21 protein-coding genes and 1 riboswitch are annotated in these 23,187 nt (G+C 73.1%); of the genes, 8 read left to right on the top strand and 13 right to left on the bottom strand.

From position 1 onward, the window contains the following. Positions 1–30 precede the first annotated feature (30 nt). A complete protein-coding gene (tsaD, locus tag ACIO3R_RS28170) occupies positions 31–1,098 on the bottom strand; it encodes a tRNA (adenosine(37)-N6)-threonylcarbamoyltransferase complex transferase subunit TsaD (protein WP_402109693.1) in 1,068 nt (355 codons plus the stop codon). Between the two features lie 178 nt (positions 1,099–1,276). Here tsaD and cbiE point away from each other — a divergent pair, with 178 nt between their 5' ends. Continuing rightward, positions 1,277–2,539 (top strand): precorrin-6y C5,15-methyltransferase (decarboxylating) subunit CbiE, encoded by a 1,263-nt coding sequence (gene cbiE, locus ACIO3R_RS28165; RefSeq protein WP_402109979.1) that lies wholly within the window; start codon positions 1,277–1,279, stop codon positions 2,537–2,539. Continuing rightward, the gene (cobM, locus tag ACIO3R_RS28160; RefSeq protein ID WP_385035760.1) at positions 2,536–3,285 is read left to right on the top strand and encodes a precorrin-4 C(11)-methyltransferase; all 750 of its coding nucleotides are present in this window, start codon (positions 2,536–2,538) and stop codon (positions 3,283–3,285) included. The genes cbiE and cobM overlap by 4 nt, the downstream gene beginning before the upstream one ends. Positions 3,286–3,313: 28 nt before the next feature. Here cobM and ACIO3R_RS28155 read toward each other — a convergent pair whose 3' ends face one another. Then, positions 3,314–4,429 carry a cobalt-precorrin-5B (C(1))-methyltransferase gene (locus ACIO3R_RS28155; protein ID WP_402109690.1) on the bottom strand — a complete coding sequence of 372 codons (1,116 nt, stop codon included), beginning with the start codon at positions 4,427–4,429 and terminating at the stop codon, positions 3,314–3,316. Positions 4,430–4,440: 11 nt separating this feature from the next. Between ACIO3R_RS28155 and ACIO3R_RS28150 the strand changes: the two genes are divergently transcribed. Next, a complete protein-coding gene (locus ACIO3R_RS28150; RefSeq protein ID WP_402109687.1) occupies positions 4,441–5,202 on the top strand; it encodes a cobalt-precorrin-6A reductase in 762 nt (253 codons plus the stop codon). On the opposite strand, the gene ACIO3R_RS28145 is transcribed toward ACIO3R_RS28150, so the two are convergent. From ACIO3R_RS28145 to cobG, 3 genes are all read right to left on the bottom strand, one after another. After that, positions 5,187–6,695 carry a precorrin-2 C(20)-methyltransferase gene (locus tag ACIO3R_RS28145; protein WP_385035757.1) on the bottom strand — a complete coding sequence of 503 codons (1,509 nt, stop codon included), beginning with the start codon at positions 6,693–6,695 and terminating at the stop codon, positions 5,187–5,189. The two genes, ACIO3R_RS28150 and ACIO3R_RS28145, sit on opposite strands and share 16 nt — an antisense overlap. A 2-nt stretch (positions 6,696–6,697) precedes the next feature. Next, complete coding sequence (locus ACIO3R_RS28140; protein WP_385035756.1) at positions 6,698–7,324, bottom strand: precorrin-8X methylmutase; 627 nt, start codon at positions 7,322–7,324, stop codon at positions 6,698–6,700. A 113-nt stretch (positions 7,325–7,437) separates the two neighbouring features. After that, entirely contained in the window at positions 7,438–8,757 is a 1,320-nt protein-coding gene (cobG, locus tag ACIO3R_RS28135; protein WP_402109975.1) for a precorrin-3B synthase, read from the bottom strand. A 47-nt stretch (positions 8,758–8,804) separates the two neighbouring features. Beyond that, a riboswitch (cobalamin riboswitch) is annotated at positions 8,805–8,957 on the top strand. Positions 8,958–9,028: 71 nt separating this feature from the next. On the opposite strand from cobG, the gene cobN reads away from it, so the two are divergent. The 4 genes from cobN to ACIO3R_RS28115 all read left to right on the top strand — a co-directional run bounded on the left by cobN (position 9,029) and on the right by ACIO3R_RS28115 (position 16,152). Beyond that, on the top strand, positions 9,029–12,625 hold the full coding sequence (gene cobN, locus ACIO3R_RS28130; RefSeq protein ID WP_402109683.1) for a cobaltochelatase subunit CobN: 3,597 nt from the start codon (positions 9,029–9,031) through the stop codon (positions 12,623–12,625). A gap of 170 nt (positions 12,626–12,795) precedes the next feature. After that, positions 12,796–13,854: a VWA domain-containing protein gene (locus ACIO3R_RS28125; RefSeq protein ID WP_385035754.1), complete on the top strand. Its 1,059-nt coding sequence runs from the start codon at positions 12,796–12,798 to the stop codon at positions 13,852–13,854. Between the two features lie 163 nt (positions 13,855–14,017). Further along, positions 14,018–15,406, top strand: a complete 1,389-nt coding sequence (locus tag ACIO3R_RS28120; protein WP_402109679.1) for a rhodanese-like domain-containing protein — start codon at positions 14,018–14,020, stop codon at positions 15,404–15,406. Beyond that, a complete protein-coding gene (locus tag ACIO3R_RS28115; protein WP_402109676.1) occupies positions 15,403–16,152 on the top strand; it encodes a sulfite exporter TauE/SafE family protein in 750 nt (249 codons plus the stop codon). Before ACIO3R_RS28120 ends, ACIO3R_RS28115 begins: the two co-directional genes overlap by 4 nt. Before the next feature lie 116 nt (positions 16,153–16,268). Here ACIO3R_RS28115 and ACIO3R_RS28110 read toward each other — a convergent pair whose 3' ends face one another. Next, positions 16,269–16,547 carry a metal-sensitive transcriptional regulator gene (locus tag ACIO3R_RS28110; RefSeq protein WP_385035751.1) on the bottom strand — a complete coding sequence of 93 codons (279 nt, stop codon included), beginning with the start codon at positions 16,545–16,547 and terminating at the stop codon, positions 16,269–16,271. 87 nt (positions 16,548–16,634) lie between these two features. On the opposite strand from ACIO3R_RS28110, the gene ACIO3R_RS28105 reads away from it, so the two are divergent. Continuing rightward, complete coding sequence (locus tag ACIO3R_RS28105; protein ID WP_402109672.1) at positions 16,635–17,207, top strand: rhodanese-like domain-containing protein; 573 nt, start codon at positions 16,635–16,637, stop codon at positions 17,205–17,207. A gap of 122 nt (positions 17,208–17,329) precedes the next feature. Here the strand turns inward: ACIO3R_RS28105 and ACIO3R_RS28100 are convergent, their stop codons facing one another. The 7 genes from ACIO3R_RS28100 to ACIO3R_RS28070 are packed head-to-tail and all read right to left on the bottom strand — an operon-like array spanning position 17,330 to position 22,696. After that, positions 17,330–18,562, bottom strand: a complete 1,233-nt coding sequence (locus ACIO3R_RS28100; RefSeq protein WP_402109668.1) for a cytochrome P450 — start codon at positions 18,560–18,562, stop codon at positions 17,330–17,332. Between the two features lie 9 nt (positions 18,563–18,571). Continuing rightward, positions 18,572–19,786 (bottom strand): cytochrome P450, encoded by a 1,215-nt coding sequence (locus ACIO3R_RS28095; protein WP_402109665.1) that lies wholly within the window; start codon positions 19,784–19,786, stop codon positions 18,572–18,574. Further along, a complete protein-coding gene (locus ACIO3R_RS28090; RefSeq protein ID WP_385035747.1) occupies positions 19,783–20,412 on the bottom strand; it encodes an ATP/GTP-binding protein in 630 nt (209 codons plus the stop codon). The genes ACIO3R_RS28095 and ACIO3R_RS28090 overlap by 4 nt, the downstream gene beginning before the upstream one ends. Further along, the gene (locus tag ACIO3R_RS28085; protein WP_385035746.1) at positions 20,390–20,743 is read right to left on the bottom strand and encodes a DUF742 domain-containing protein; all 354 of its coding nucleotides are present in this window, start codon (positions 20,741–20,743) and stop codon (positions 20,390–20,392) included. The genes ACIO3R_RS28090 and ACIO3R_RS28085 overlap by 23 nt, the downstream gene beginning before the upstream one ends. Then, complete coding sequence (locus tag ACIO3R_RS28080; RefSeq protein WP_385035744.1) at positions 20,740–21,162, bottom strand: roadblock/LC7 domain-containing protein; 423 nt, start codon at positions 21,160–21,162, stop codon at positions 20,740–20,742. Before ACIO3R_RS28080 ends, ACIO3R_RS28085 begins: the two co-directional genes overlap by 4 nt. 2 nt (positions 21,163–21,164) lie before the next feature. Beyond that, entirely contained in the window at positions 21,165–22,553 is a 1,389-nt protein-coding gene (locus ACIO3R_RS28075) for an ATP-binding protein (protein WP_402109662.1), read from the bottom strand. Beyond that, positions 22,553–22,696: a hypothetical protein gene (locus ACIO3R_RS28070; protein WP_402109661.1), complete on the bottom strand. Its 144-nt coding sequence runs from the start codon at positions 22,694–22,696 to the stop codon at positions 22,553–22,555. The genes ACIO3R_RS28075 and ACIO3R_RS28070 overlap by 1 nt, the downstream gene beginning before the upstream one ends. Positions 22,697–23,187: the final 491 nt, after the last annotated feature.

The raw sequence follows: 23,187 nt of genomic DNA, 5'->3' as shown, positions 1-23,187 counted from the left end.
CGGTCGGACGGGCAAGCCCCAGGAGTTCCGTCACGCGGCCCCGGCGGCACGGGCGACGGGGTGCAGGGCGGCGTACTCCAGGGGCGCCGAGGGGTCGATCGACACGTCCAGCGGGGCGGGTTCGGCTCCCGCCCGGACCAGGAGGTCGCCGACTGCCGCGATCATCGCGCCGTTGTCGGTGCACAGCTTCAGCGGCGGCACCCGCAGCGTGAGGCCGGCGGCCCGGCAGCGTTCCTCCGCCAGCTCCCGCACCCGGGAGTTGGCGGCCACCCCGCCGACCACGACCAGCGTTCCCACACCGTGCTCACGGCAGGCGGCGACCGCCTTGCGGGTCAGTACGTCGGCCACGGCCTCCTGGAGCGAGGCCGCCCCATCCTCCAGCGGCAGTTCCGTACCGCGCAGCCGGTGCTGCTCGGCCCAGCGCGCGGCGGAGGTCTTCAGCCCGGAGAAGGAGAAGTCGTGGCGCGAGTCCCGCGGCCCGGTCAGCGGACGCGGAAACGCCACGGCGCGCGGATTGCCGTCCCTCGCGACGCGGTCGATGGCCGGGCCGCCCGGATACGGCAGCCCGAACACCCGGGCCACCTTGTCGAAGCACTCGCCCGCCGCGTCGTCGATGGTGTCGCCCAGGTGCACGAGCGGGTCCCGCGCCAGATCGCGTACGAGCAGCAGCGAGGTGTGGCCGCCGGAGACGATCAGTACCACGCAGGGATCGGGCAGCGGCCCGTGCTCCAGGGTGTCGGCGGCGACATGGCCGGCCAGGTGGTGCACCCCGTACAGCGGCACGCCCAGTGCGAACGCCAGGGTCTTCGCACCGGCCAGGCCCACCTGGAGGGCGCCGGAGAGGCCGGGTCCGGTGGTCACGGCCACGGCCCCGATGTCCGCCATCCGCAGCCCGGCCCGGTCCAGCGCCTCCCGCACGACGGGCGTGAAGGAGTGCACGTGCGCCCGCGCGGCGATCTCCGGGACCACTCCGCCGAACCGCGCGTGCTCGTCCATGCTCGACGCGACCGCGTGCCCGAGCAGCCGGCCGTCTCGTACGAGACCCGCGCCGGTCTCGTCGCACGAGGACTCAATGCCCAGCACCAGTGGAGACTCCACGCCCTTGCCCTTCTGCGTTCCTTTATTAATTGCAAGTCAGTGGCAATAAGGATAGGTGAGTTCCACCTGGCAGGTGTCCGGCCGACGCCGGACAGTAGAGTTCGGGTGCGCCAGCCCCCCGAACACCGAGGTATCGTCCGTGACTCCCGAACCCGCCGCACACCCCGTTCCACCTGCAGTGAGCGTCGTGGGAATCGGAGCCGACGGATGGTCCGGCCTTCCCGACGCGGCACGCGCGGCGCTCATCGGCGCACAGGTCCTGATCGGCGCCGAGCGCCAGTTGGGCCTGCTCCCGCCGGAGTGCGCGGGACGGCGCGTGGCCTGGCCCTCGCCGCTGCGACCCGCGGTACCCGGCCTGCTCGCCGCGCACGCGGGGAACCGGATCGCCGTACTGGCCAGCGGTGACCCGATGTTCTACGGCGTCGGCCGGGCCCTCACCGAAGTGCTCGGCGCCGACGGTCTGCGCGTCCTGCCGCACCCCTCGTCCGTGTCCTATGCCTGCGCCCGTGTCGGCTGGCCCCTTGAGGACACCGAGGTCGTCACTCTGGTCGGGCGGCCCGCCGCCCGGCTGGCCGCCGCCCTGCACGACGGCCGACGGCTGCTGGTCCTCAGCGCTGACGCCGGCACCCCCGCCGTGGTCGCCGCGCTGCTGCGCGAACACGGCTTCGGACCGAGCCACCTCCGCGTCCTGGAACAGCTCGGTGGCGAGAACGAAGCAAGCACCGACGGCACCGCGGACACCTGGGCGCACCCGCCCGGCGATCCGCTGAACGTCATCGCGGTCGAATGCCGCAGCGCCCCCGGCACCCCGCGCCTCGGCGCCGTCCCCGGCCTGCCCGACGAGGCGTACGAACACGACGGCCAGCTCACCAAGCGCCACGTCCGGGCCGCGACCCTCGGCGTCCTCGCCCCGGCCCCGGGCGAGCTGCTGTGGGACGTCGGCGGCGGCTCGGGGTCCATCGCGGTCGAGTGGATGCGCGCCCACCCCTCGTGCCGGGCGATCAGCGTGGAGCGCGACGCCGTACGGGCCGAGCGCATCACACGCAACGCCGAACGCCTCGGTGTGCCCGGCCTGCGCGTGGTCACCGGCCGGGCCCCCGGCAGCCTGGCCGGACTCCCCGCGCCCGACGCCGTGTTCATCGGTGGCGGGCTGACCGTGCCCGGCCTCCTCGACGCGTGCTGGGAGGCGCTCCCGGCCGGCGGCCGCCTGGTCGCCAACACCGTCACGCTGGAGTCCGAGGCACTGCTCACCGAGCAGTACCGCCGGCACGGCGGTGAGCTGGTCCGTCTCGCCGTCGCGCACGCCGTGCCCGTCGGCGGCTTCACCGGCTGGCGGCAGGCGATGCCGGTCACCCAGTGGTCGGTGCGCAAGCCCTCGATCAGCCCGACCGCGGGGCTCTCAGTGGAAGCCCGCGCAGAACAATCAGGAGACAACAGATGACCGTGTACTTCATCGGCGCGGGTCCGGGCGCGGCCGACCTCATCACCGTGCGGGGCGCGCGCCTGCTCGCCGCCTGCGGGGTGTGCCTGTACGCGGGCAGCCTGGTGCCCCCCGAACTCCTCGCCGAATGCCCCCCGGACGCCAGGCTGATCGATACCGCGCAGCTCGACATCGACCGGATCACGGCCGAGCTGACGGACGCCCACCGGGCCGGTCACGACGTCGCGCGGCTGCACTCGGGCGACCCCTCGGTGTTCAGCGCGGTCAACGAACAGATGCGGCGCCTCGACGAGGCGGGCGTGCCCTACGAAGTGGTTCCCGGCGTGCCCGCGTTCGCCGCCGCGGCGGCCGCACTCAAGCGGGAACTGACCGTGCCCACGGTCGGCCAGACCGTCATCCTCACCCGGGTGGCCAACCGCGCCACGGCGATGCCGGAGGGCGAGGACCTGGCGACGCTGGGCCGCAGCGGGGCCCTGATCGTCCTGCACCTCGCCGCCAGGTACGTGGACCGGGTCGTCGAGGAACTGCTGCCGCACTACGGGGCCGACTGCCCGGCCGCCGTCGTCGCACTCGCCTCCCGCCCCGACGAGCTCATCCTGCGCGGATCGCTCGACGGCATCGCCGAGCAGGTGAAGGCGGCGGGCGTGATCCGCACCGCCGTCATCATGGTCGGCCGCACGCTCGGCGCCGATCAGTTCCGCGACAGCCACCTCTACTCGCCCGGACGCGACCGGCACGCCTGCTGACAGCGCCCCGCACCCGGCGGGCGGCCGGTCAGCGGACGCTGCTGCGCCCGACGACCGTCCCCGCCCGGTCGATGCAGATGACGTCGACGGCGACCGGCGCCCCGCGCAGCACGGCCAGCGCCTCGTCCCGCGCGGCCACGGCCACCAGGTCCCCGAGGGGGACATTCCGTGCCTGGCACGCCTGGAGCGCCGCGAGGCCCGTGTTCGCGCCGGCCACCTCGGCGGCCAGGGCCTCGTCCGCGCCGCCCCGCCGGGCCAGTTCGGCCAGGAACGGCTTGTCGACCTGGGAACGGGCCGAGTGCAGGTCGAGGTGGCCCGCGGCGAGCTTCGACAGCTTGGCGAACCCGCCGCAGACGGTCAGCCGTTCCACCGGATGACGGCGTACGTACTTCAGCACGGCGCCCGCGAAGTCACCCATGTCCAGCAGCGCGATCTCCGGCAGCCCGTACTCCGCCACGACGGTCTTCTCCGAGGTGGAACCCGTGCAGCCCGCCACATGGGTGTGGCCGGCCGCACGGGCCACGTCCACGCCGCGCCGGATCGAGTCGATCCACGCCGAGCAGGAGTACGGCACCACGACGCCGGTCGTCCCCAGGATCGACAGGCCGCCCAGGATGCCCAGCCGCGGATTCCAGGTCGAGCGGGCGATCTCCTCGCCGTGGTCGACGGAGACGGTGACCTCGACGTCCCCCGAACCCCGATGTGCCGCGGCGACCCCCGCGAGGTGGTCGCGGATCATCTGGCGGGGCACCGGGTTGATGGCGGGCTCGCCCACGTCGAGCGGCAGGCCGGGCAGGGTGACCGTGCCCACGCCGGGCCCGGCCCTGAACACCACGCCCGAGCCCGGCGGCAGCCTTCTGACGGTGACCCGTACGAGAGCGCCGTGGGTGACGTCCGGGTCGTCCCCGGCGTCCTTGACCACCCCGGCCGTCGCCCGCCCCCCGGCCAGCTCCTCCACCGCCAGCGCGAAGGCCGGGGTCTGGCCCCGGGGCAGGGTGATGGTGACCGGGTCGGGGAAGTCCCCGGTCAGCAGGGCGGTGTACGCGGCCGTGGCCGCCGCCGTCGCACAGGCACCGGTCGTCCAGCCGGGCCGCAGACCGGTGTGTTTGAGTTGGGCGCTGCGCCCGCCCTTCGCCTCACTCACGGATGGACCCCATGCACGTACTCGTACTCGGCGGGACCACGGAGGCCCGCCGCCTCGCCGAGCTCCTGACGGCGGCCCTGCCGGAGGGCGCCCGGGTGACCAGCTCGCTCGCAGGGCGGGTGGCCAGTCCGAGGCTCCCGCCGGGCGAGGTGCGCGTCGGCGGATTCGGCGGAGCCGACGGCCTTGCCGCGTGGCTCCGCACGCACCAGGTGGACGCGCTCATCGATGCCACCCATCCTTTCGCCGGGACGATCAGTTTCAACGCGGCGGCAGCCGCCGCGACTGCCCATGTTCCCCTGCTGGCCCTGCGCCGGCCCGGCTGGATGCCCGGCACCGGCGACGACTGGCACCCGGTCGGCTCCCTGGCCGAGGCGGCGCGGGCGCTGCCCGCGCTGGGGCGGCGCGTGTTCCTCACCACGGGGCGCATGGGACTGGCCGCCTTCGCGGAGCTGGACGGGCTGTGGTTCCTGATGCGGTCGGTGGACGCCCCCGAACCCCCGCACCCCGCCCGGATGGAGGTGCTCCTCGAACGGGGCCCGTTCAGCCTCGACGGGGAGCGCGACCTGATCCGCCGGCACCGTATCGACGTCCTCGTCACGAAGGACAGCGGCGGCGCCGCCACCGCCCCCAAGCTCGCCGCCGCCCGCGAGGCGGGGATTCCGGTGATCGTGGTGCGCCGCCCACCGGTTCCCGAGGGCGTCGCGGTGGCCGCCACCCCCGACCTGGCCCTCGCCTGGCTGCGCGGGGGCCCCGGGGCTCAGGCCTCCGGGTAGCGGCGCGGCGTCCAGACGATCTGCCGCCCGTCACCACGCCGCACCCAGCGCGTCTGCGAGGACCCGACGATCAGGATCGTGCGCATGTCGACCTCGGCCGGGTCGAGATCTGCCAGCCGTACCGTGCGTACGCTCTCGGCCGGTCCGCCGACGTCCCGGCCGAGGACCACGGGCGTGTCCGGCGACCGGTGCTCCAGGAGCAGGTCGCGGGCCTTGCCGACCTGCCAGGTCCGGCTGCGGGAGCCGGGGTTGTACAGCGCGAGCACCAGGTCCGCGGAGGCCGCCGCGCGCAGCCGTTCCGCGATGACCTCCCACGGCTTGAGCCGGTCCGAGAGCGAGAGCGTGGCGTAGTCGTGGCCCAGCGGCGCGCCGGCGCGGGCGGCGGCCGCGTTGGCCGCCGTCACACCCGGCAGCACCCGCACCGGCACGTCCGCGTACTGCTCCTGGGAGGCCGCCTCCAGGACGGCCGTCGCCATGGCGAAGACCCCTGGGTCGCCGCCGGACACCACGGCCACGCGCCGGCCGCGACGCGCCAGGTCCAGGGCGAACTCGGCGCGTTCTGACTCGACCTTGTTGTCCGAGCCGTGCCGCAGCTGCCCGGGGCGGACCGGCACCCGCTCCAGATAGGTGGTGTAGCCGACCACGTCGTCGGCGGCGGCCAGCACCCCGCGGGTCTCGGGCGTGAGCCACAGCGGTCCGGCGGGGCCGGTGCCGACCACCGCGACCTCACCGCCGCCCGGGGCGCGTTCCGGACGGGGGGCGTCGATCCTGCTGGGCAGGACCGCGACCGCGAAGTACGGCACGGACCCGGCGTCGATCCCGGCCAGCTCGCCCGTGCGCTCCCCGGCCATCGTGGCGCGTTCGACGTAGTGGGCCTCCGGCAGCCGCCCCGACGCCTCGAAGGCGCGGCGCACGGCCGGGAAGGTGCGGCCCAGCTTCATCACCACCGCGGCGTCGGTGGCGGCGAGCCGGGCGGTGAGCTCCTCCTCCGGCAGGGTGCCGGGCAGGATGGTCAGCACCTCCTCGCCCTCGGCGAGCGGGGTACCGAGCCGGGCGGCCGCGGCGCTGACCGAGGTGACGCCGGGGATCACCTCGGTGGGGTAGCGGTCGGCGAGGCGCTTGTGCATGTGCATGTACGAGCCGTAGAAGAGCGGGTCGCCCTCGGCGAGCACCGCGACCGTGCGCCCCGCGTCCAGGTGCACCGCCAGGCGGGCCGCCGCCTCGGTGTAGAAGTCCTCCATCGCACCCCGGTAGCCGCCCGGGTGGTCCGTGGTCTCCGTCGTGACGGGGTAGACCAGGGCCTCCTCGATGTGGTCGGCGCGGATGTGGGCGGCCGCGATCGACCGGGCGATGGACCGTCCGTGCCGGGCGCTGTGATAGGCCACGACATCCGCTTCGGCGATGACGGCCACGGCTCGTACGGTCATCAGGGCCGGATCGCCGGGGCCGAGCCCGACCCCGTACAGCCGGCCGTTCCTCTGCTGCTCGCTCACGCTTACTCCTCCTCGCTGGCGATGGCGTTGAGGGCGGCGGCCGCCATGGCGCTGCCGCCGCGCCGGCCGCGCACGATCAGGTGGTCGAGGCCGGACGGGTGCGCGGCCAGGGCGTCCTTGGACTCGGCGGCGCCGATGAAGCCGACCGGGACCCCGATGACGGCGGCGGGGCGCGGCGCGCCCTCCTCGATGAGTTCGAGCAGCCGGAACAGGGCGGTGGGCGCGTTGCCGACGGCGACGACCGCACCGTCCAGCCGGTCGCGCCACAGCTCCAGGGCGGCCGCGCTGCGGGTGGTGCCGAGTTCCGCCGCGAGCGCGGGCACCGACGGGTCGGACAGGGTGCACACCACCTCGTTGTCCGCGGGCAGCCGCTTACGGGTGACACCGCTGGCGACCATGGCCACGTCGCACAGGATGGGGGCGCCCGCCCGCAGCGCCGCGCGGGCACGGGCCACCACGTCCGGGCTGAAGGCGAGGTCGCGTACGAGGTCGACCATCCCGCAGGCGTGGATCATCCGGACCGCGACCTGGCTCACATCGGCGGGCAGGCCGGACAGGTCCGCCTCCGCGCGGATCGTGGCGAAGGACTGGCGATAGATGGCCGGTCCGTCCTTCTCGTACTGGTGCACAGTGCTGTCGCTCTCTTCATCGGGCGGGGAAGGGGCCATGGGGCATGGGGCGGAAGGGCCCCGGGCGTGGAACGTACAGGTGCCGCGGTGTCGCGGTGCGGGGAGGGGCGGTGTCAGCCGACGGTGCCCCGGGCCGCCGTCACGGCGGCCGCGAGTGCCGGGGGACCGGCGGGGACGGTCAGCGGGGAGCCCCGCTCCTCGCCGCGCACCGTGCGCACCCGGTAGCCGTCCGGGGTGGCGACGACGTCGACCCACTCGCCGTGGGGATGGCCGCAGCGGCGTTCGCACCCCGACCAGTACACCGGCAGTGCGCCGGGAGGCCCCACGGTCGCAGCGGCCTCCGCCCGCACATCGGCCAGGGACCTGGCGCAGCCGGGACGCCCGATGCAGGCCCCCACCCCGGTCCAGGGGGAGTGGGGCCCGATGACCAGTCCGGCGGCCCCCAGCCGGTCCAGCGCCTCCGCGGCCCGCCCCCGCTCCAGCCCGGGTACGACGACGCCGCGCCACGGGGTCAGCCGCAGTTCGCCGTTCCCGCGGTGCCTGGCGGTGCCGGTCAGCGCCTGCCACTGGTGGGCGCCGATCCGCCCCAGGGGCACGCCGGCGGACAGGGCGACGGTGCCGTGCGGGCCGGTCACGACGCCGGGATCAGGGGGCGCGGATTTCTCCGGGCGGGCGGGGACTGCGGTGCGCTCGGAGCTGATTCCGGCCTGCCGCAGCCGCCGTACGACCTCGTCGAGGAGCGGCTCGCCGTCCCCGGGCAGATCCGTCACCCGCCAGGCACCGGAGGCGGCCGCGGCGTCGAGGAAGACCTCCGCGGCGATCAGGGCGGCCCGCGGCGCCCCTGCGCCGGGTATCCGTACCGCGCTCTGCGCGGAGCCGACCCGCAGCGTCGCCCCGCCGTCGCTCCGCGCCAGCAGGGTCACGTCGGCGCCCAGCGCGTCCACGTCGCCGCGTCCGTCGTCGAGCGCGAACAGGAACCGCCCCGACAGGCCGGCCGCCGTGTCACTCGCGCACAGCAGCTCGTCCACCGCGGACAGCCACGGCCGGATGTCGCGCTCACCCCGGCCGTCGAGACCGGAGAGCGGGGACGCCACGACGTTGCGGACGCGCTCGTGGCGCTCGGAGGGCAGCAGCCCCGACTCGGCCATCCCGGAGGCCAGTTCGCCACCGCAGTCCGGGCCAAGGCCGCGCAGCTGCACATTGCCGCGCGAAGTGAGATGCAACTCACCGTCGCCCAGCCGCTCCGCCAACTCCCCCAGCACGTCGGCCTGCGCCGCGCTCAGCACGCCGCCGGGGATCCGGATACGGGCCAGCGCACCGTCGTCCGCCCGGTGCAGCCGCAGCGTCCCGGGGCAGGCGTCGCCACGGGCACGGGGAGAAGCGTCTCCTGTGCGCGCGGGAAAGATGGCAGGTGGGGGCATGGCGGCGAGCATACCGACCATCTCATCAGATCCGTATGAGCCCCAGTTGATAGGTGCCCCTTACTATGCCTAGCGACGGGCTGTCCGGCCCGTCGTCGCCACAGACGGCGACAGGGGAGGAAGCCCGGTGCGATTCCGGCGCGGTCCCGCCACTGTGAATCCGGTCGCACCGACCGGGTGAGTCAGGAACTCCCTTCCCCGTCCACCCGGCTCCGGCCGGGCAGGGGAGTCCCATTCCGACACCGCCCGGGGCGTGGATACCCCGAGGAAGGCCAGACGCCGCATGATCCTGCTCCTGTCGACGTCCGACACCGACCTGCTCAGCGCCAGGGCAGCCAACGGCCCGGTCACCTACCGCTACGCGAACCCCTCCCGGCTCCCGCTCCAGGACCTCCCGCAGCTCCTGGACGGCACAGACCTGGTCGTCGTACGCCTCCTCGGCGGCGTCCGTGCCTGGCAGGACGGCCTCGACCACGTCCTCGCCACCGGACGCCCGGTCGTCGTCCTCACCGGGGAACAGGCCCCCGACGCCCAGCTGATGGCCGCCTCCACCGTCCCCATCGGCATCGCCGCCGAGGCCCACGCCTACCTGGCGCACGGTGGCCCCGCCAACCTGGAGCAGCTCGCCCGCTTCCTGTCGGACACCGTGCTGCTCACCGGCCACGGCTTCGAACCGCCCGCCCCCGCGCCCTCCTGGGGCCCGCTGGAGCGCACCCCCCGTGCGACGGACGGCCCCACCATCGCGGTGCTCTACTACCGCGCCCACCACATGAGCGGCAACACCGCGTTCATCGAGACCCTGTGCCGTGCCGTCGAGGACACGGGCGCCCGCGCCCTGCCGCTGTTCGTCGCCTCACTGCGCACGCCCGAGACCGAGCTCATCGACGCGCTGCGGGACGCCGACGCGATCGTGACCACCGTGCTCGCTGCGGGCGGCACCCGGCCCGCGGAGGCGTCGGCCGGCGGTGACGACGAGTCCTGGGACGCCGGGGCCCTCACCGGCCTCGACGTACCCATCCTCCAGGCGCTCTGCCTCACCAGTTCGCGGACCGACTGGGAGGACAACGACGAGGGCGTCTCGCCGCTGGACGCCGCGAGCCAGATCGCGGTCCCCGAGTTCGACGGCCGCCTGATCACCGTCCCGTTCTCGTTCAAGGAGATCGACGAGGACGGCCTCCCGGCGTACGTCGCCGACCCCGAGCGCGCCGCCCGGGTCGCCGGGACCGCCGTACGCCATGCCCGGCTCCGCCACATCCCGAACGCCGAGAAGCGCCTCGCGCTCGTCCTGTCCGCGTACCCGACCAAGCACTCCCGGATCGGCAACGCGGTCGGGCTCGACACCCCCGCGAGCGCCGTCGCCCTGCTGCGCCGCCTGCGCACCGAGGGATACGACTTCGGTGACGAGGAGGTGCCGGGCCTCGCCTCCGGCGACGGCGACGAGCTGATCTACGCGCTGATCGAGGCGGGCGGCCACGACCAGGAGTGGCTCACGGAGGAGCAGCTGGCCCGCAACCCGGTCCGTATCCCGGCGGCCGACTACCGCCGCTGGTACGCGACGCTGCCGGCCGAACTCCGCGAGGCCGTCGAGCAGCACTGGGGCCCGGCTCCGGGCGAGATGTTCCTGGACCGCTCGCGCAACCCCGAGGGCGACATCGTGCTGGCCGCCCTGCGCCGGGGCAATCTGCTCATCCTCATCCAGCCGCCGCGCGGCTTCGGTGAGAACCCGATCGCCATCTACCACGACCCCGACCTGCCGCCCTCGCACCACTACCTGGCGGCCTACCGCTGGATCGCCGCCTCCGCCGACGACAACGGCTTCGGCGCCGACGCGATGGTCCACCTCGGCAAGCACGGCAACCTGGAATGGCTGCCGGGGAAGAACGCCGGCCTGTCCGCCGCGTGCGGCCCCGACGCGGCTCTCGGTGACCTCCCCCTCGTCTACCCGTTCCTGGTCAACGACCCGGGCGAGGGAACCCAGGCCAAACGCCGCGTCCACGCCACCCTGGTCGACCACCTCGTACCGCCGATGGCCCGCGCCGAGAGCTACGGCGACATCGCCCGGCTGGAGCAACTCCTCGACGAGCACGCCCAGATCGCGGCGATGGACCCGGCGAAGCTCCCGGCGATCAGGGCCCAGATCTGGACCCTGATCCAGGCCGCGAAGCTCGACCACGACCTGGGGCTCGAAGACCGCCCGCAGGACGAGGGCTTCGACGAGTTCATCATGCATCTCGACGGCTGGCTCTGTGAGATCAAGGACGCGCAGATCCGCGACGGCCTGCACGTCCTGGGCGGCGCGCCCGGCGGCGCCGCCCGCGTCAACCTCGTCCTGGCGATCCTGCGCGCCCGCCAGATCTGGGGTGGCACCACGTCCCTGCCCGGCCTGCGCGAGGCACTCGGCCTCGACGAGTCGGCGGCCACCCGCACCACCGCCGACGAGGTCGAGGAGCAGGCACGGGCCCTGGTCCAGGCGATGGAGGACGCGCACTGGGCGCCGGCCGCCGTGGCCGGGGTCGCCGCCGGGCATCCGCGGTCCGTCGCGGACATCCTCGAATTCGCCGCCGACGAGGTCGTGCCGCGGCTGGCGGCCACCACCGACGAACTCGACCACACCGTGCACGCGTTGAACGGCGGGTTCGTCCCCGCCGGCCCCTCGGGATCCCCGCTCCGGGGCCTGGTCAACGTCCTGCCGACCGGCCGCAACTTCTACTCCGTCGACCCCAAGGCAGTGCCTTCCCGCCTCGCCTGGGAAACCGGACAGGCCCTGGCCGACTCCCTCCTGGACCGCTACCGCGCGGACAACGGCGACTGGCCCACCTCGGTCGGCCTGTCCCTGTGGGGCACGAGCGCGATGCGTACCGCGGGCGACGATGTCGCGGAGGCCTTCGCCCTGCTGGGCGTCCGCCCGGTCTGGGACGACGCGTCGCGCCGCGTCACGGGCCTGGAGGCGATTCCGACGGCCGAACTCGGCCGTCCGCGCATCGACGTCACCCTCCGCATCAGCGGCTTCTTCCGGGACGCGTTCCCGCACACCATCGGGCTCCTGGACGACGCGGTCCGCCTCGCGGCCTCGCTGGAGGAACCCGACGAGCAGAACTACGTACGCGCCCACACCCAGGCGGACCTGGCCGCCCACGGCGACGAACGCCGCGCCACCACCCGTATCTTCGGCTCCCGGCCCGGTACGTACGGCGCCGGCCTGCTCCAGCTCATCGACTCCAGGGACTGGCGCACGGACGCCGACCTCGCGGAGGTCTACACCGTCTGGGGCGGCTACGCGTACGGACGCGAACTCGACGGGCGCCCGGCCCGCGAGGAGATGGAGACGGCGTACAAGCGCATCGAGGTCGCGGCCAAGAACACCGACACCCGCGAACACGACATCGCCGACTCCGACGACTACTTCCAGTACCACGGCGGCATGGTCGCCACGGTGCGCGCGCTCAAGGGCACTGCCCCGGAGGCGTACATCGGTGACTCCACGCGGCCGGAGACCGTCCGGACACGCACCCTGGTCGAGGAGACCTCGCGCGTCTTCCGCGCCCGGGTCGTCAACCCCAAGTGGATCGAGGCGATGCGCCGCCACGGCTACAAGGGCGCCTTCGAGCTGGCCGCCACCGTCGACTACCTCTTCGGCTACGACGCCACGACCGGTGTGGTCGCCGACTGGATGTACGACAAGCTCACCGAGACGTACGTCCTGGACCCGGAGAACCGCGAGTTCCTCCAGCGGGCCAACCCCTGGGCCCTCCACGGCATCGCGGAACGCCTCCTGGAGGCCGAGTCCCGCGGCATGTGGGAGAAGCCCGACCCGACGGTCCTCGCCGCGCTGCGACAGGTCTTCCTGGAGACGGAAGGCGACCTGGAGGGCGAGGACTGAACCACCGGCCGCCAGGCCGTCGAACGTCGGGAGGGGCCCCATCGCTGCGCGGTTGGGGTCCTTCCCCATGAGGCGGGCAGGCAGGTGGATTCGGCGTCCAACTCCGTTGTCAGTGGCTCCCCATAGAGTTCAGACATCACCCGGGGAGCCTTCGGAGAAGGAGCAGAATCATGTCCGCCAACAAGATCCAGCACAAGGTGAATCACGTCGCGCTGGTAGTGGACTGTTCGGGTTCCATGCGCCCGCATCAGGAACAGCTCATTCGCGTGGTCGATGAGTTCGTGGCGGGTCTGAAGGCCGAGTCGGACAGCCTCGGTCATGAGACCCGGATCAGTCTCTATTCCTTTGACCACAGGGTGGAGAACCTGGTCTGGGACATGGACGTGAAGCATCTGCCGTCCATGCGGGGGCTGTACCGGGTCAACAACGGTGCGACGGCGCTCATAGAGGCCTCGCTGAAGTCCCTGGACGATCTGGGCCATATCTGGGAGGAGTACGGCGAGCACAGCTTCCTTCAGATCGTGGTGACGGACGGCGAGGAGAACGCCTCCGGCGGCGACCGGCGGCACGACGGCGACATGTCGATCCTCGGTCCCTGGCTCGACAGGATCGCGGGGAAGATGGGCGGGCTCCCGGGCCACTGGACGTCCGCGATCCTCGTTCCGAACTCCCTGGCGAAGCGCACCGCCCAGAACTACGGCTTCCCGGCCGGGAACATCGCCATCTGGGACGCGGACTCCCAGGAGGGTGTCGAGGAGGCGATCGGCACCGTGCGCGCCGCCGCCACCAGCTTCCTCCGGGGCCGCGAGCAGGGCGTGCGCGGAACGAAGAATCTCTTCGCCGTCGGCCAGGACATATCGGTTGACGAGGTGCGGGCCAGTCTCGAACCCATTCCGGCCGACAAGTACCGGCTCCTGAAAGTCGACAAGGAAGTCGAGATCCGGCCCTTCGTCGATTCGCATCCGGGTGTCACGTACGAACGCGGCTCTTGTTACTACCAATTGGGCACCCGGGTTCAGGTTCAGCCGGACAAGGAAGTCATCGTGGTCGAGAAGGACACCGATCGCGCGTATACGGGAGACGCGGCGCGCAGCCTTCTGTTCGGCACGGGTGTTCGGGGAACCGTCTCGGTGAAGGCGGGAAACAATCCCAAGCTGGAGGTATATGTGCAGAGCCGTTCGGTGAACAGGAAACTCAAGCCGCAGACACGTCTGCTCATCATGCTCTGAGTGCTCTGAGTGCTCTGAGGTGAGGCTGGTGCACGTGGTGTCTCCGGGGCGGGTCGCCCCGTCGCGAGGGCGGCCCAGGCCCTTGGAAATACCCCGGGGGGTATCACTGTTACAGTGAAGCGAAGATACCCCCCGGGGTACATCACTATGGAGGGAGCCGGTCGTGTTCTTCGTGGACACCCTGGAGACCGAGGGTCTGGGCAACCGCAGCTATCTCGCCGGCGGCACCGCGACGGCGGTGGTCGTCGACCCGCCGCGCGATGTGGAGCGAGTCATGGCGGCGGCGGCCGGGCGCGGGGTGCGGATCGGGTACGTGGTGGAGACGCACATACACAACGACTACGTCACCGGTGGCCTGGAGCTCTCCCGGCTGACCGGCGCACGGTATCTGGTGCCCGCGTCGGCCAGGGTCTCCTTCGACCGGGTCCCGGTCACCGACGGTGACAGCGTCGCCGTCGACACCGGCCTGAGCCTGCGGGCGCTGGCCACTCCCGGTCACACCCCGCACCACACGGCCTACGTGCTCGTCGAGGACGGGCGAGAGGTGGCCGCGTTCACCGGTGGGTCGCTGCTGATCGGCACGGTGGGCCGTCCCGACCTGGTCGAACCGCGGCTCACCGAGCAGCTGGCCCGCTCCCAGCACGCCTCCGCGCACCGGCTGGCCGCCGAGCTCCATGACGACGTGCAGGTGCTGCCCACCCATGGCTTCGGGAGCTTCTGCTCCGCCTCCCGGGCCGAGGGCGATGCCACCACCATCGGCGAGGAGCGGGCCGGCAGCGACGCCCTGACCCAGGACGTCGGCACCTTCGTGGCGCGGATGCTCGCCGGGCTGGAGGACGTGCCCGCCTACTACGCGCACATGGGTCCGATCAACGCGGGCGGCCCCGCGCCGGTGGACCTGACCCCGCCCCGGGCCGCCGACGCCGAGGAGATCGCGCAGCGCCTGGCCGCCGGGGAGTGGGTCGTCGACCTGCGCAGCCGTACCGCGTTCGCGCAGGGGCATGTGGCCGGGACGTTCAACTTCGAGGCCGAGGGCGGCCTCGCCACCTACCTCGCCTGGCTGATCCCGTGGGGCAAGCCCGTGACCCTGCTCGCCGCGACCGCCGGACAGCTCGCCGAGGCCCAGCGGGAGCTGGTCCGGGTCGGCATCGAGCGGCCGGCCGCCGCCGCCACGGGGGAGCCGTCCTCCTGGCTGCGGGCGGGCGAGGACGTGCGTTCCTTCCCCCGCGCCGACTTCGCCGCCCTGAAGCAGGCGCTCGACCGGGGCGACGACGTGGTGGTGCTGGATGTGCGCCGCGACTCCGAGCGCGCCGGCGCGTACGTCCGGGGATCGGTGCACATACCCGTCCACGAACTGCACGAGCGCACCGGCGAGGTCCCGGCCGGAGTGGTGTGGGTGCACTGCGCCGGCGGGATGCGCGCCGCGATCGCCGCGTCCCTGCTCGACGCCGAAGGCCGTGACGTGGTCGCCGTCGACGACGGCTTCGACGCCGCCCGGAGCGCCGGCCTGACGGTCACCCCCTCCGGCGGCAGGGGCGGTTCCGCGGCGTGAGCACGCTGATCCTGGCCCTGCTCGCCGGGGCTGTGGTCGGTCTGGCGCTCGGCGCGCTCGGGGGAGGCGGCAGCGTCCTGGCCGTCCCGGCGCTGATCTACCTGCTCGGCTTCACCCCGGCCGCGGCCACCACCGCGAGCCTGTTCATCGTCACGGCCACCTCCGCGACCGCCCTGTACGCGCGCGCCCGCGCCGGACACGTCCGCTGGAAGGTGGGAGCGGCCTTCGCCGCCGCCGGTATCGTCCCCGCCGCGCTCGCCGGACTGGTGGCGGCCCGACTCCCGCAGCCGGTGCTCACCGCGGCCTTCGCGGCGGTCGCCGCCGTCGCGGCCCTGAAGATGCTGCGCCCCGCCCCGCCGGCCGACGGGCACGCGCAGGCGGCGCGCCCGCTCAGGGCCGGGGGAGCCGGAGCGGGCCTCGGTGCGGTGACGGGACTGCTCGGCGTGGGCGGCGGATTCCTCGCGGTTCCCGCGCTGGTCACGGTCCTCGCCTTCGAGATGCAGGCCGCCGTGGGTACCAGCCTGCTGGTGATCACGGTCAACTCGCTGGCGTCCCTGGTCACCCGCTCCGGCGGCGCGGCGGGACTGGACTGGGCGGTGACAGCGCCGTTCACGGGCGCCGCGATCCTGGGTGCCTGGGACGGCAAGCGGCTGGCGGAGAAGGTGTCCGGGCGCGGGCTGCGGCGGCTGTTCGCCGCCGTGCTCCTCGCGGTCGCCGGGTTCATGCTCGCCGACGCGCTGACCTGACCACCGCCGTCCTCAGGACAGATCGGCGGATCGTGTCATCGGGCCGCAGCGTCGAGCCAGGCTGTCGGGCCGGGGCGTCAGGCCCTGTCATCGGGTCCTGTCATCAGGCACTGTCATCAGGCCAGGGAGAGGAACAGCTTCTCCAGGCGGGCCCGCATCTGGTCCCGGTCCCCGGCTGCCTGCCCGCCATCGGCCATGCAGTGCTGCAGGCCCGTCGCGATGATCGCGAACCCGGCCCGGTCGAGGGCGCGGGAGACCGCGGCCAGCTGCGTGATCACGTCCTCGCAGTCCCGGCCCTCCTCGATCATCCTGATGATCCCGGCGATCTGGCCCTGGGCCCGCTTCAGCCGGTTGAGCACCGACTTCAGCTCATCGGCCGCCATGTCCAGCTCCACGCTTTCCTCCTCCGCTTATACCCCTAGGGGTATCCTACCGTGTTCGGGGCCCCCGGCCCCGGCCCGCACAGAAATGGAACACCACGCATGACAACCCCCATCCCCGTCCTCCCGGCCCAGGCAGCGGCCCGGCTCGGCCACTACACCGTCATCGACGTCCGTACCCCCGGCGAATACGCGTCCGGCCACGTGCCCGGCGCCCACAACATCCCCCTGGGCGACGTGCGTACCGCGCTGCCCGAGCTGCGGGCCGCCGCTGCCCGCGGCGAGGGCCTGCTGATGGTCTGCGCCTCCGGCAACCGCTCCGCCGGCGCGTGCGGTGAACTCGCCGCCGCCGGCGTTCCCGCGGCGAACCTCACCGGCGGAACCACCGCCTGGGCGGAACAGGGCCATCCCCTCGACCGGCCCGCGGACGCCCTCCGCGTCTGGGGCATGGAACGCCAGGTCCGCCTCGCCGCCGGGTCCCTCGTCCTCCTGGGCCTCGCCGTCGGCACCCGCTACCGCCCCGCCCGCGTGCTCTCCGCCGCCGTCGGCGGCGGCCTGGTCCTCTCCGCCCTCACCAACACCTGCGGCATGGCCGCGGTCCTCGCCGTACTGCCGCACAACCGCCCCCGCCCCGCCGACCTCGCCGCCACCCGCACCGCGCTGCGCCGGCGGTAGCCGCGGAGCCGTCGCAGCCGACCGGGGCCGGCCCGCACTCCCCGTTACGCGAGAACGAGCCCGCTCGCGCAACGGAGGGTGCGGACCGGCCCCGGGGACGTTCGGCGCCGACGACAGCGGCGTCAGGCGGTCGACGTCCGCAGCCGCACGGGCAGGGTCTGGTGTCCGTTGCTGATGAGCGAGGGCAGCGGCTTCAGATCGCCCACCGGCACGGCGAGTTCGAGGTCGGGGAAGCGCTCGAACAGCAGCCGTAGCGCCGAGGAGATCTCCAGCCGGGCGAGGGGCGCGCCGAGGCAGAAGTGCACGCCGTGCCCGAAGGCGAGGTGCTCCGACGACGGCCGCGTGACATCGAAGCGGTCGGCGGACTCGCCGTGCCAGTCGGGGTGACGGTTGGCCGCGGCGTAGGAGGCGAGGATCGCCTCTCCGGCCCGGATCGTCTGCCCGTCGGGAAGGGGCAGGTCCGTGAGCGCGTAGCGCAGCGGGAGGTGCTTGACGGCGGGCTCGTGCCGCAGCGTCTCCTCGACGACATCGCTCCAGCCGGCACGCCCGGCGCGGATGTGGGCGAGCTGCTCGGGGTCCGTGAGCAGGGCCGTGATGCCGTGGTCGATCCCGTTGACCGTCGTCTCGTACCCGGCGCTGATCATCAGCAGGAGCGTGTCGCGCAGTTCGTCGGCGGACAGCGCGCTGCCGTCGCCCTCGGTGTCCCGGGCGGCGATGAGGAGGGAGGTCATGTCGTCGCCCGGCCCTGCGCGCTTGGTGTCGATCAGCTCGTCGAGCAGCTTGTACAGGGCGGCCGTGTTGGCGGCGGCCTCGTCGGCGTCGAGCGCGGTGGAGAAGACCCCGTCGACCACGCTGCGGAAGCCCTCGCGCCGGTCGTCGGGGACGCCCATGAGCCGCCCGATCACGGCGATCGGCAGTGGATAGGCGAGTTCCTCGCGCAGATCGACGCTCTCCCCGGCCGGCCGGGAGCCGAGGGCGTCGAGGAGGGACGTGACGATCGCCTCTACGGTCGATGCCATGGTCTGGACGCGGCGCGCGCTGAACGCCGGCGCGATCATGCGCCTGAGCCGACGGTGGTCACCCCCGTAGGCGGTGAACATGTTGTGCACCGCGATCCACAGGGCCAGCGGCCAGGTGGTGACGGTGTCGGCGAAGGCCGGCCAGTGGGCGCGCGCGTCCTTGGAGACCTGCGGGTCCGTCAGGAGGTCCTTGAGGAGGGCGGGGTCGGTGACCGACCACGCGGTGACGCCGAGGATGTCGACGCGGGTGGCCGGTCCCCGGGAGCGCAGGGCCTCGTGCTCGGCGTGGTGGTCCGCCCCGGCGGGATCCAGGACGAGTATCGGCTGTTCGGGCACAGGGGCTCCTCAGCGAGTGGTGGGGAAGACGACAGGGAGGGATTCCAGGGCACGGTGGAAGGGACCGGGCCGCCAGCGCACTTCGTCGGCGGGGACCGCGAGGTCCATCTCCGGGAAGGCGTCCGCGAGGTAGCTGATGGCGGTCTCGGCGATGAGATAGGCGTGAGAGCGGGCCGGACAGGTGTGCGGGCCCGTGCTCCAGGACAGATGGGCCCGGTTGCCGACGAAGGCCTCCGGCGGGAGCCCGCCGGTGAGCGCGGGATCGTTGTTGCACGCGGCCATGGAGATGACGACCGGCTGGTGGGCCGGGAGCAGTGTGCCGTCGACGTCCGAGTCGTAACGCGGATAGCTGATGCAGTAGTTCGCCATCGGCGGGTCCGTGTACAGGACGGTGTCGAGGGCGTCGCGGACCGTGGACTCGGCGGAGTGCAGCGTGGCGGAGAACTCGTCGTCGGTGAGGATCTTCCACCAGGTGTTGACGATGAGGTTGGTCAGCGGTTCGATGCCGGCGCCGTAGAGGGTGACGATCTGGTGGCCCATCTCCTCGTCGGTCAGGCCCGCGGGGTGGGCCATCAGACGGGAGGTCACGTCGTCCGCCGGGTGGGTCCTGCGCAGGCCCACCAGGTCGGCGATGGCCACGGTGAGGATCTCGTTGCCGCGGACGGCGTCCGTGGTCTCGAAGATGCGCGACATGCCGTCGGCGATCCGGGCGCCGATCTCGTCGGGGCAGCCCAGCAGCGAGCTCAGGACACGGAAGGCGATCGGGAAGGCGTACTGCGTGGCCAGATCGGCACGGCCGGTGGAGCCGAAGCCGCTGACGGCGTCGGCGGCGACCTTCTCCACCAGGGCACGCAGCTCGTGCTGGTCGATCGCGTCGATGCCGGCGGTGTTGGCGGAACGGTAGCGGGAGTGCTCGGTGCCACCGCTGCGCAGCGCGTTGGGCCGCCACTCCATCATCGGCCGTACCGGGCACGACGTCGGCACCTGCCGCTCCCACACCCGGGGGTCGGCGGGGAAGCGCAGCGGATCGTTGAGGATGCTGCGCGCCTGCGCGTAGCCGATCACCAGAGTGGCGGGGACACCGGGCGACAGGTCGACGGGCACGAAGGCGCCGTACGTGTGGCGCATCCGCGCGTACGAGGCGTGCGGGTCGGCGGCGAAATCGGGTCCGTACAGGGGGAACCGGGCCTGCCCGGACAGCGGCTCGGTGCTGGTGGGATTCATCGCAGGGGCTCCAGGGGCTCCGTGTGTGCGGCTGGGCGGTGCTCCACCAGGTGGTCCATCAGTGCGACGAGGGCGTGGAGCGAAGAGCTGCGGTCGCGGGCGTCGCAGGTGATGAGCGGGGTGACGGCGTCCAGGGCGAGGGCCTGGCGGACTTCGCCCAGGTCGTAGGCGGGCGCGCCGGGAAAGGTGTTGATCGCGACGGCGTACGGGATGCCCTGCGTCTCCAGCAGGCCCAGGGCGCCGTGGCAGGCGTCGAGGTCGCGGGTGTCGGCCAGGACCAGGCACCCGAGCGCCCCCTCCGCCAGGTCCTCCCAGAGCAGCTGGAAACGCTCCTGTCCGGGCAGCCCGAACAGGTAGAGGACCAGATGACCACCGGCCAGATGGATGCGGCCGAAGTCCATGCCCACGGTCGTCGTGGTCTTCGCCGGCGTCCCGCTCAGGTCGTCGACCTCCGCGCTCTCGACGGTGATGGGCTCCTCCATGCGCAGCGGAGTCACCTCGGACACGCTGCCGATGAAGGTCGTCTTGCCCACACCGAAACCTCCGGCGACCACGATCTTGGCGGACTCGGTCACCGTGGCCGCTACGTAAGTGACGGTCGGGTCAGACCAGGTCTCGGAGGCCATCGCGCACCCTTCGCAGGAGGTCGGATTCGGGTCGGTCGGAGACAGCGGCGACCGGACTGGTCAGATGGCCGCTGTCCATCAGGGTGGAGACGAGGATGCGCACCGTGGACGGCGGCATCTGAAGTGCCGCGGCGATGTCCGCGACGGCGAGACCGCCGTGCCCCCCGGCGAACAGGCCCATCAGCCCCTGGGCATCGGGGCCGAGCGCGCCCGTCGGGCCGGTCGCGGCTATGACCACGCTTTCCAGGCGTACGTCCTGGCGCGGACGGACCCGTCCGCCGGTACGGACGTACGGCCTGACCAGATCCGCGTCACGCCGCGGCCCGCTCATGCCGGGAAGCCGCCGTCCGCCTGGGCCGGGACGCGCTCCGAGGTGCTCAGCCGCCGGCCGACCTTCACCGCGAGCTGCGCCATCTCGCGGCTGATCAGCCCCACGTCCGCGTGCGGGCCCGTGGTGCAGACGGAGAGCATCGTGTTGTCCCCGGCAGCCGTCGTCAGACCGATGTTGGCGATGCACTCGATCATCTGCTGACGGACCCCGCCCCCGCCGGTGAAGTCGTCCCACGCCTTCCCCGCGGCCCGCATGGCGGCGGTCAGCGCGGCGAACTTCTCGCCCTCCTCCTGGCTCATGGTTCTCGTGCGGGCCTTCAGCAGGCCGTCGCTGCTCATGAGCACGGCGAAGCGGACGCCCTCGATCTCACCGAGCTGCTCGTCCAGCAGCCAGCCCAGGGAGTTGCTGGTGGTCGACATGGTCAACGTCCTTCGGTCTCAGGGGGAGTGCCCGGCGTGTCGCGGACGCTGCGGGAACCGTTCAGCCAGGCGGTCGCCACCTCGGGGCGGCCGGGTTCCACAGGTTCCGCGGCGGCGGCGTGGCGCCGGGCGGGCGGCGCGGAACGTCGGCGGACCGTGAGCCCGCTCACCGTGGTGCCGGAGTCCGCCGCCGGCGCGGGTTCGGCAGCGGCAGGCGCGGCAAGGGGGACCGGCGCGGCGGCAGCGGCCGGCGGGGCGACGGGGGCGTGAGCCGCCCGGCGGCGGGCGGCGGGCGCGCCGGCCGGGACGGCCGGCTGCGGGGCCGGGGGCGCGGTGAGCAGGTTCTGCGGCAGGACGATGAACGCGCGCGTCCCGCCGTAGACGTTGGGGGCCGTCACCTCGACGCGGTATCCGTAGGAGGCGGCGAGGGCGCCGGCCACGCGCAGGCCGGTCTGCGGGTAGGCACCCAGCTTCGTGATGTCGTCCCGCTCCGCACCGGACATCACCCGGCGGGCCCACTCCAGCCGTTCGTCCTCCATACGCAGCCCCGCGTCGTCCACGATGAGGAAGACCGCGTCGTTGCCGTGCTCCAGGGAGACGTGCACCCGGGTGTTCGGCGCCGAATAGCGCAGGGCGTTGTCCAGCAGGATCGCCAGGGTGTGGATCACCGCCTCCACCGCCCGGCTCTCCACCGCGAAGGTGTTCATGTCCGCGTGCTGCACCCGCTGGAAGCCCTCGACCCGGCCCATCGCGGAGCGCACGATCTCACCCAGCGCCGTCACCGGATGGCGCCGCGAGAGCCTGTCGCCGGCCAGCACCGCGTACCCGCTGGCCGTCAGCAGCATCTGCTGCGCCAGGTGGTCGATCTCGACCAGCGTCTCGTACGCGTCGTCCGAGACGTGCTGACGCACCCCGGAGCTGACCTTGGTGCCCAGCTTCGACGCCCGGTGGACGGTGCCCGCGGCGAACGAACGCACCGCCGCCCGCGCGACGTCGACGGCCTCCTTGCGCACATGGGCGACCTGCTCGCCGTTCTCGCGGCGGGCCTGTTCCAGCCTCGCCTCGGCCGTCCTCCCGGCCACCGCGAGGGCGACGGAGAACTGTCCGGCCAGCGCCCCGACGGCCTCCGCGACCGGAACGCCCGCCAGCTGCGGCGGAACCGCCACATCGGCACCGTGGGCCTCGGCCCCACCGGCCGGGACCGGCACGGCGGTCGTCGCCAGGTGCCGCACGAAGTACTCGGTCATCTGCATCTGCTGCATGAGGCGCTCGGCGTGCTCGTGCAGTTGACCGGCCCGGCGCTCCGCCCGGCGTGCCGCGCCCCGGAAGCGGACCGCCAGCACCGAGCCGACCACCACCAGCACCCCGAGAACCAGCGTCAGCGCAAGCATCAGACCCCCGCGGACGTGGTGGAGACGGCTGCCCGGCCGCAGCGTGCGGAGCAGTCGGCCGGGACGTCGTCACTGGCGTGCACCCCGGGCAGGATGCCGCCGGTCGGGGTGTACTGCTCGATACGCGGGAGATGGCGTTTCATGATGTCCGTACTCCGTAGTGCCGGGATATCCGGGTCTGTGGGCCGGGCCGCCGAGACGGCCTGCGGGTGGCATGGGAGGGGCGCGCGGCTCGGCAGTCCGCGCGGTGGGCGTGGGCGGCCGCCGAGGACCGGCGCGAGGGCCGCGGTCCCGGCCTCACACCGGACGAACAGCTCTGCGCCGCAAGGGGTGTCCGGCATCAGGCACGGTCGCGCCGAGGCCGCCCGCGGGCATCGGACCGGCCGGCGTACGACAGGCGGCCGGGCGAGCGTTCGAAAACCCACAGCGGCGATCCGCTGCGCGGTTGCTCGGAGTGTGGCCCATCGCGGACGTCCTAGGTGTGGAGACAATTCGACACCGGGCGACTCGGAACGGGTTCGAAGTGCCCTGTGCTTCTAACGAGTTGGAGTATGGCCCTGGATCTCTCCCGGTGTAACGCTCGCAGCGCAAGTGTCCGCATGGGCGTTGCGCGGGCCCACGGGGCGGCAGCGTG

Origin of the sequence: Streptomyces sp. NPDC087428 (genome assembly GCF_044744085.1) — a bacterium.
In the GTDB taxonomy this organism is placed as follows: domain Bacteria; phylum Actinomycetota; class Actinomycetes; order Streptomycetales; family Streptomycetaceae; genus Streptomyces.
Note: the sequence above shows the minus strand (reverse complement) of the source record. Positions and strands in the feature narration are given on the sequence as shown.

What these genes read in the sequence shown, in the direction of transcription:
- cobM (WP_385035760.1), top strand. Translation starts at nt 2,536, where the DNA reads ATGACCGTGTACTTCATCGGCGCGGGTCCGGGCGCGGCCGACCTCATC.
- ACIO3R_RS28150 (WP_402109687.1), top strand. Translation starts at nt 4,441, where the DNA reads ATGCACGTACTCGTACTCGGCGGGACCACGGAGGCCCGCCGCCTCGCC.
- cobG (WP_402109975.1), bottom strand. Translation starts at nt 8,757, where the DNA reads ATGCTCGCCGCCATGCCCCCACCTGCCATCTTTCCCGCGCGCACAGGA.
- cobN (WP_402109683.1), top strand. Translation starts at nt 9,029, where the DNA reads ATGATCCTGCTCCTGTCGACGTCCGACACCGACCTGCTCAGCGCCAGG.
- ACIO3R_RS28125 (WP_385035754.1), top strand. Translation starts at nt 12,796, where the DNA reads ATGTCCGCCAACAAGATCCAGCACAAGGTGAATCACGTCGCGCTGGTA.
- ACIO3R_RS28105 (WP_402109672.1), top strand. Translation starts at nt 16,635, where the DNA reads ATGACAACCCCCATCCCCGTCCTCCCGGCCCAGGCAGCGGCCCGGCTC.
- ACIO3R_RS28095 (WP_402109665.1), bottom strand. Translation starts at nt 19,786, where the DNA reads ATGAATCCCACCAGCACCGAGCCGCTGTCCGGGCAGGCCCGGTTCCCC.
- ACIO3R_RS28090 (WP_385035747.1), bottom strand. Translation starts at nt 20,412, where the DNA reads ATGGCCTCCGAGACCTGGTCTGACCCGACCGTCACTTACGTAGCGGCC.
- ACIO3R_RS28085 (WP_385035746.1), bottom strand. Translation starts at nt 20,743, where the DNA reads ATGAGCGGGCCGCGGCGTGACGCGGATCTGGTCAGGCCGTACGTCCGT.
- ACIO3R_RS28080 (WP_385035744.1), bottom strand. Translation starts at nt 21,162, where the DNA reads ATGTCGACCACCAGCAACTCCCTGGGCTGGCTGCTGGACGAGCAGCTC.
- ACIO3R_RS28075 (WP_402109662.1), bottom strand. Translation starts at nt 22,553, where the DNA reads ATGCTTGCGCTGACGCTGGTTCTCGGGGTGCTGGTGGTGGTCGGCTCG.
- ACIO3R_RS28070 (WP_402109661.1), bottom strand. Translation starts at nt 22,696, where the DNA reads ATGAAACGCCATCTCCCGCGTATCGAGCAGTACACCCCGACCGGCGGC.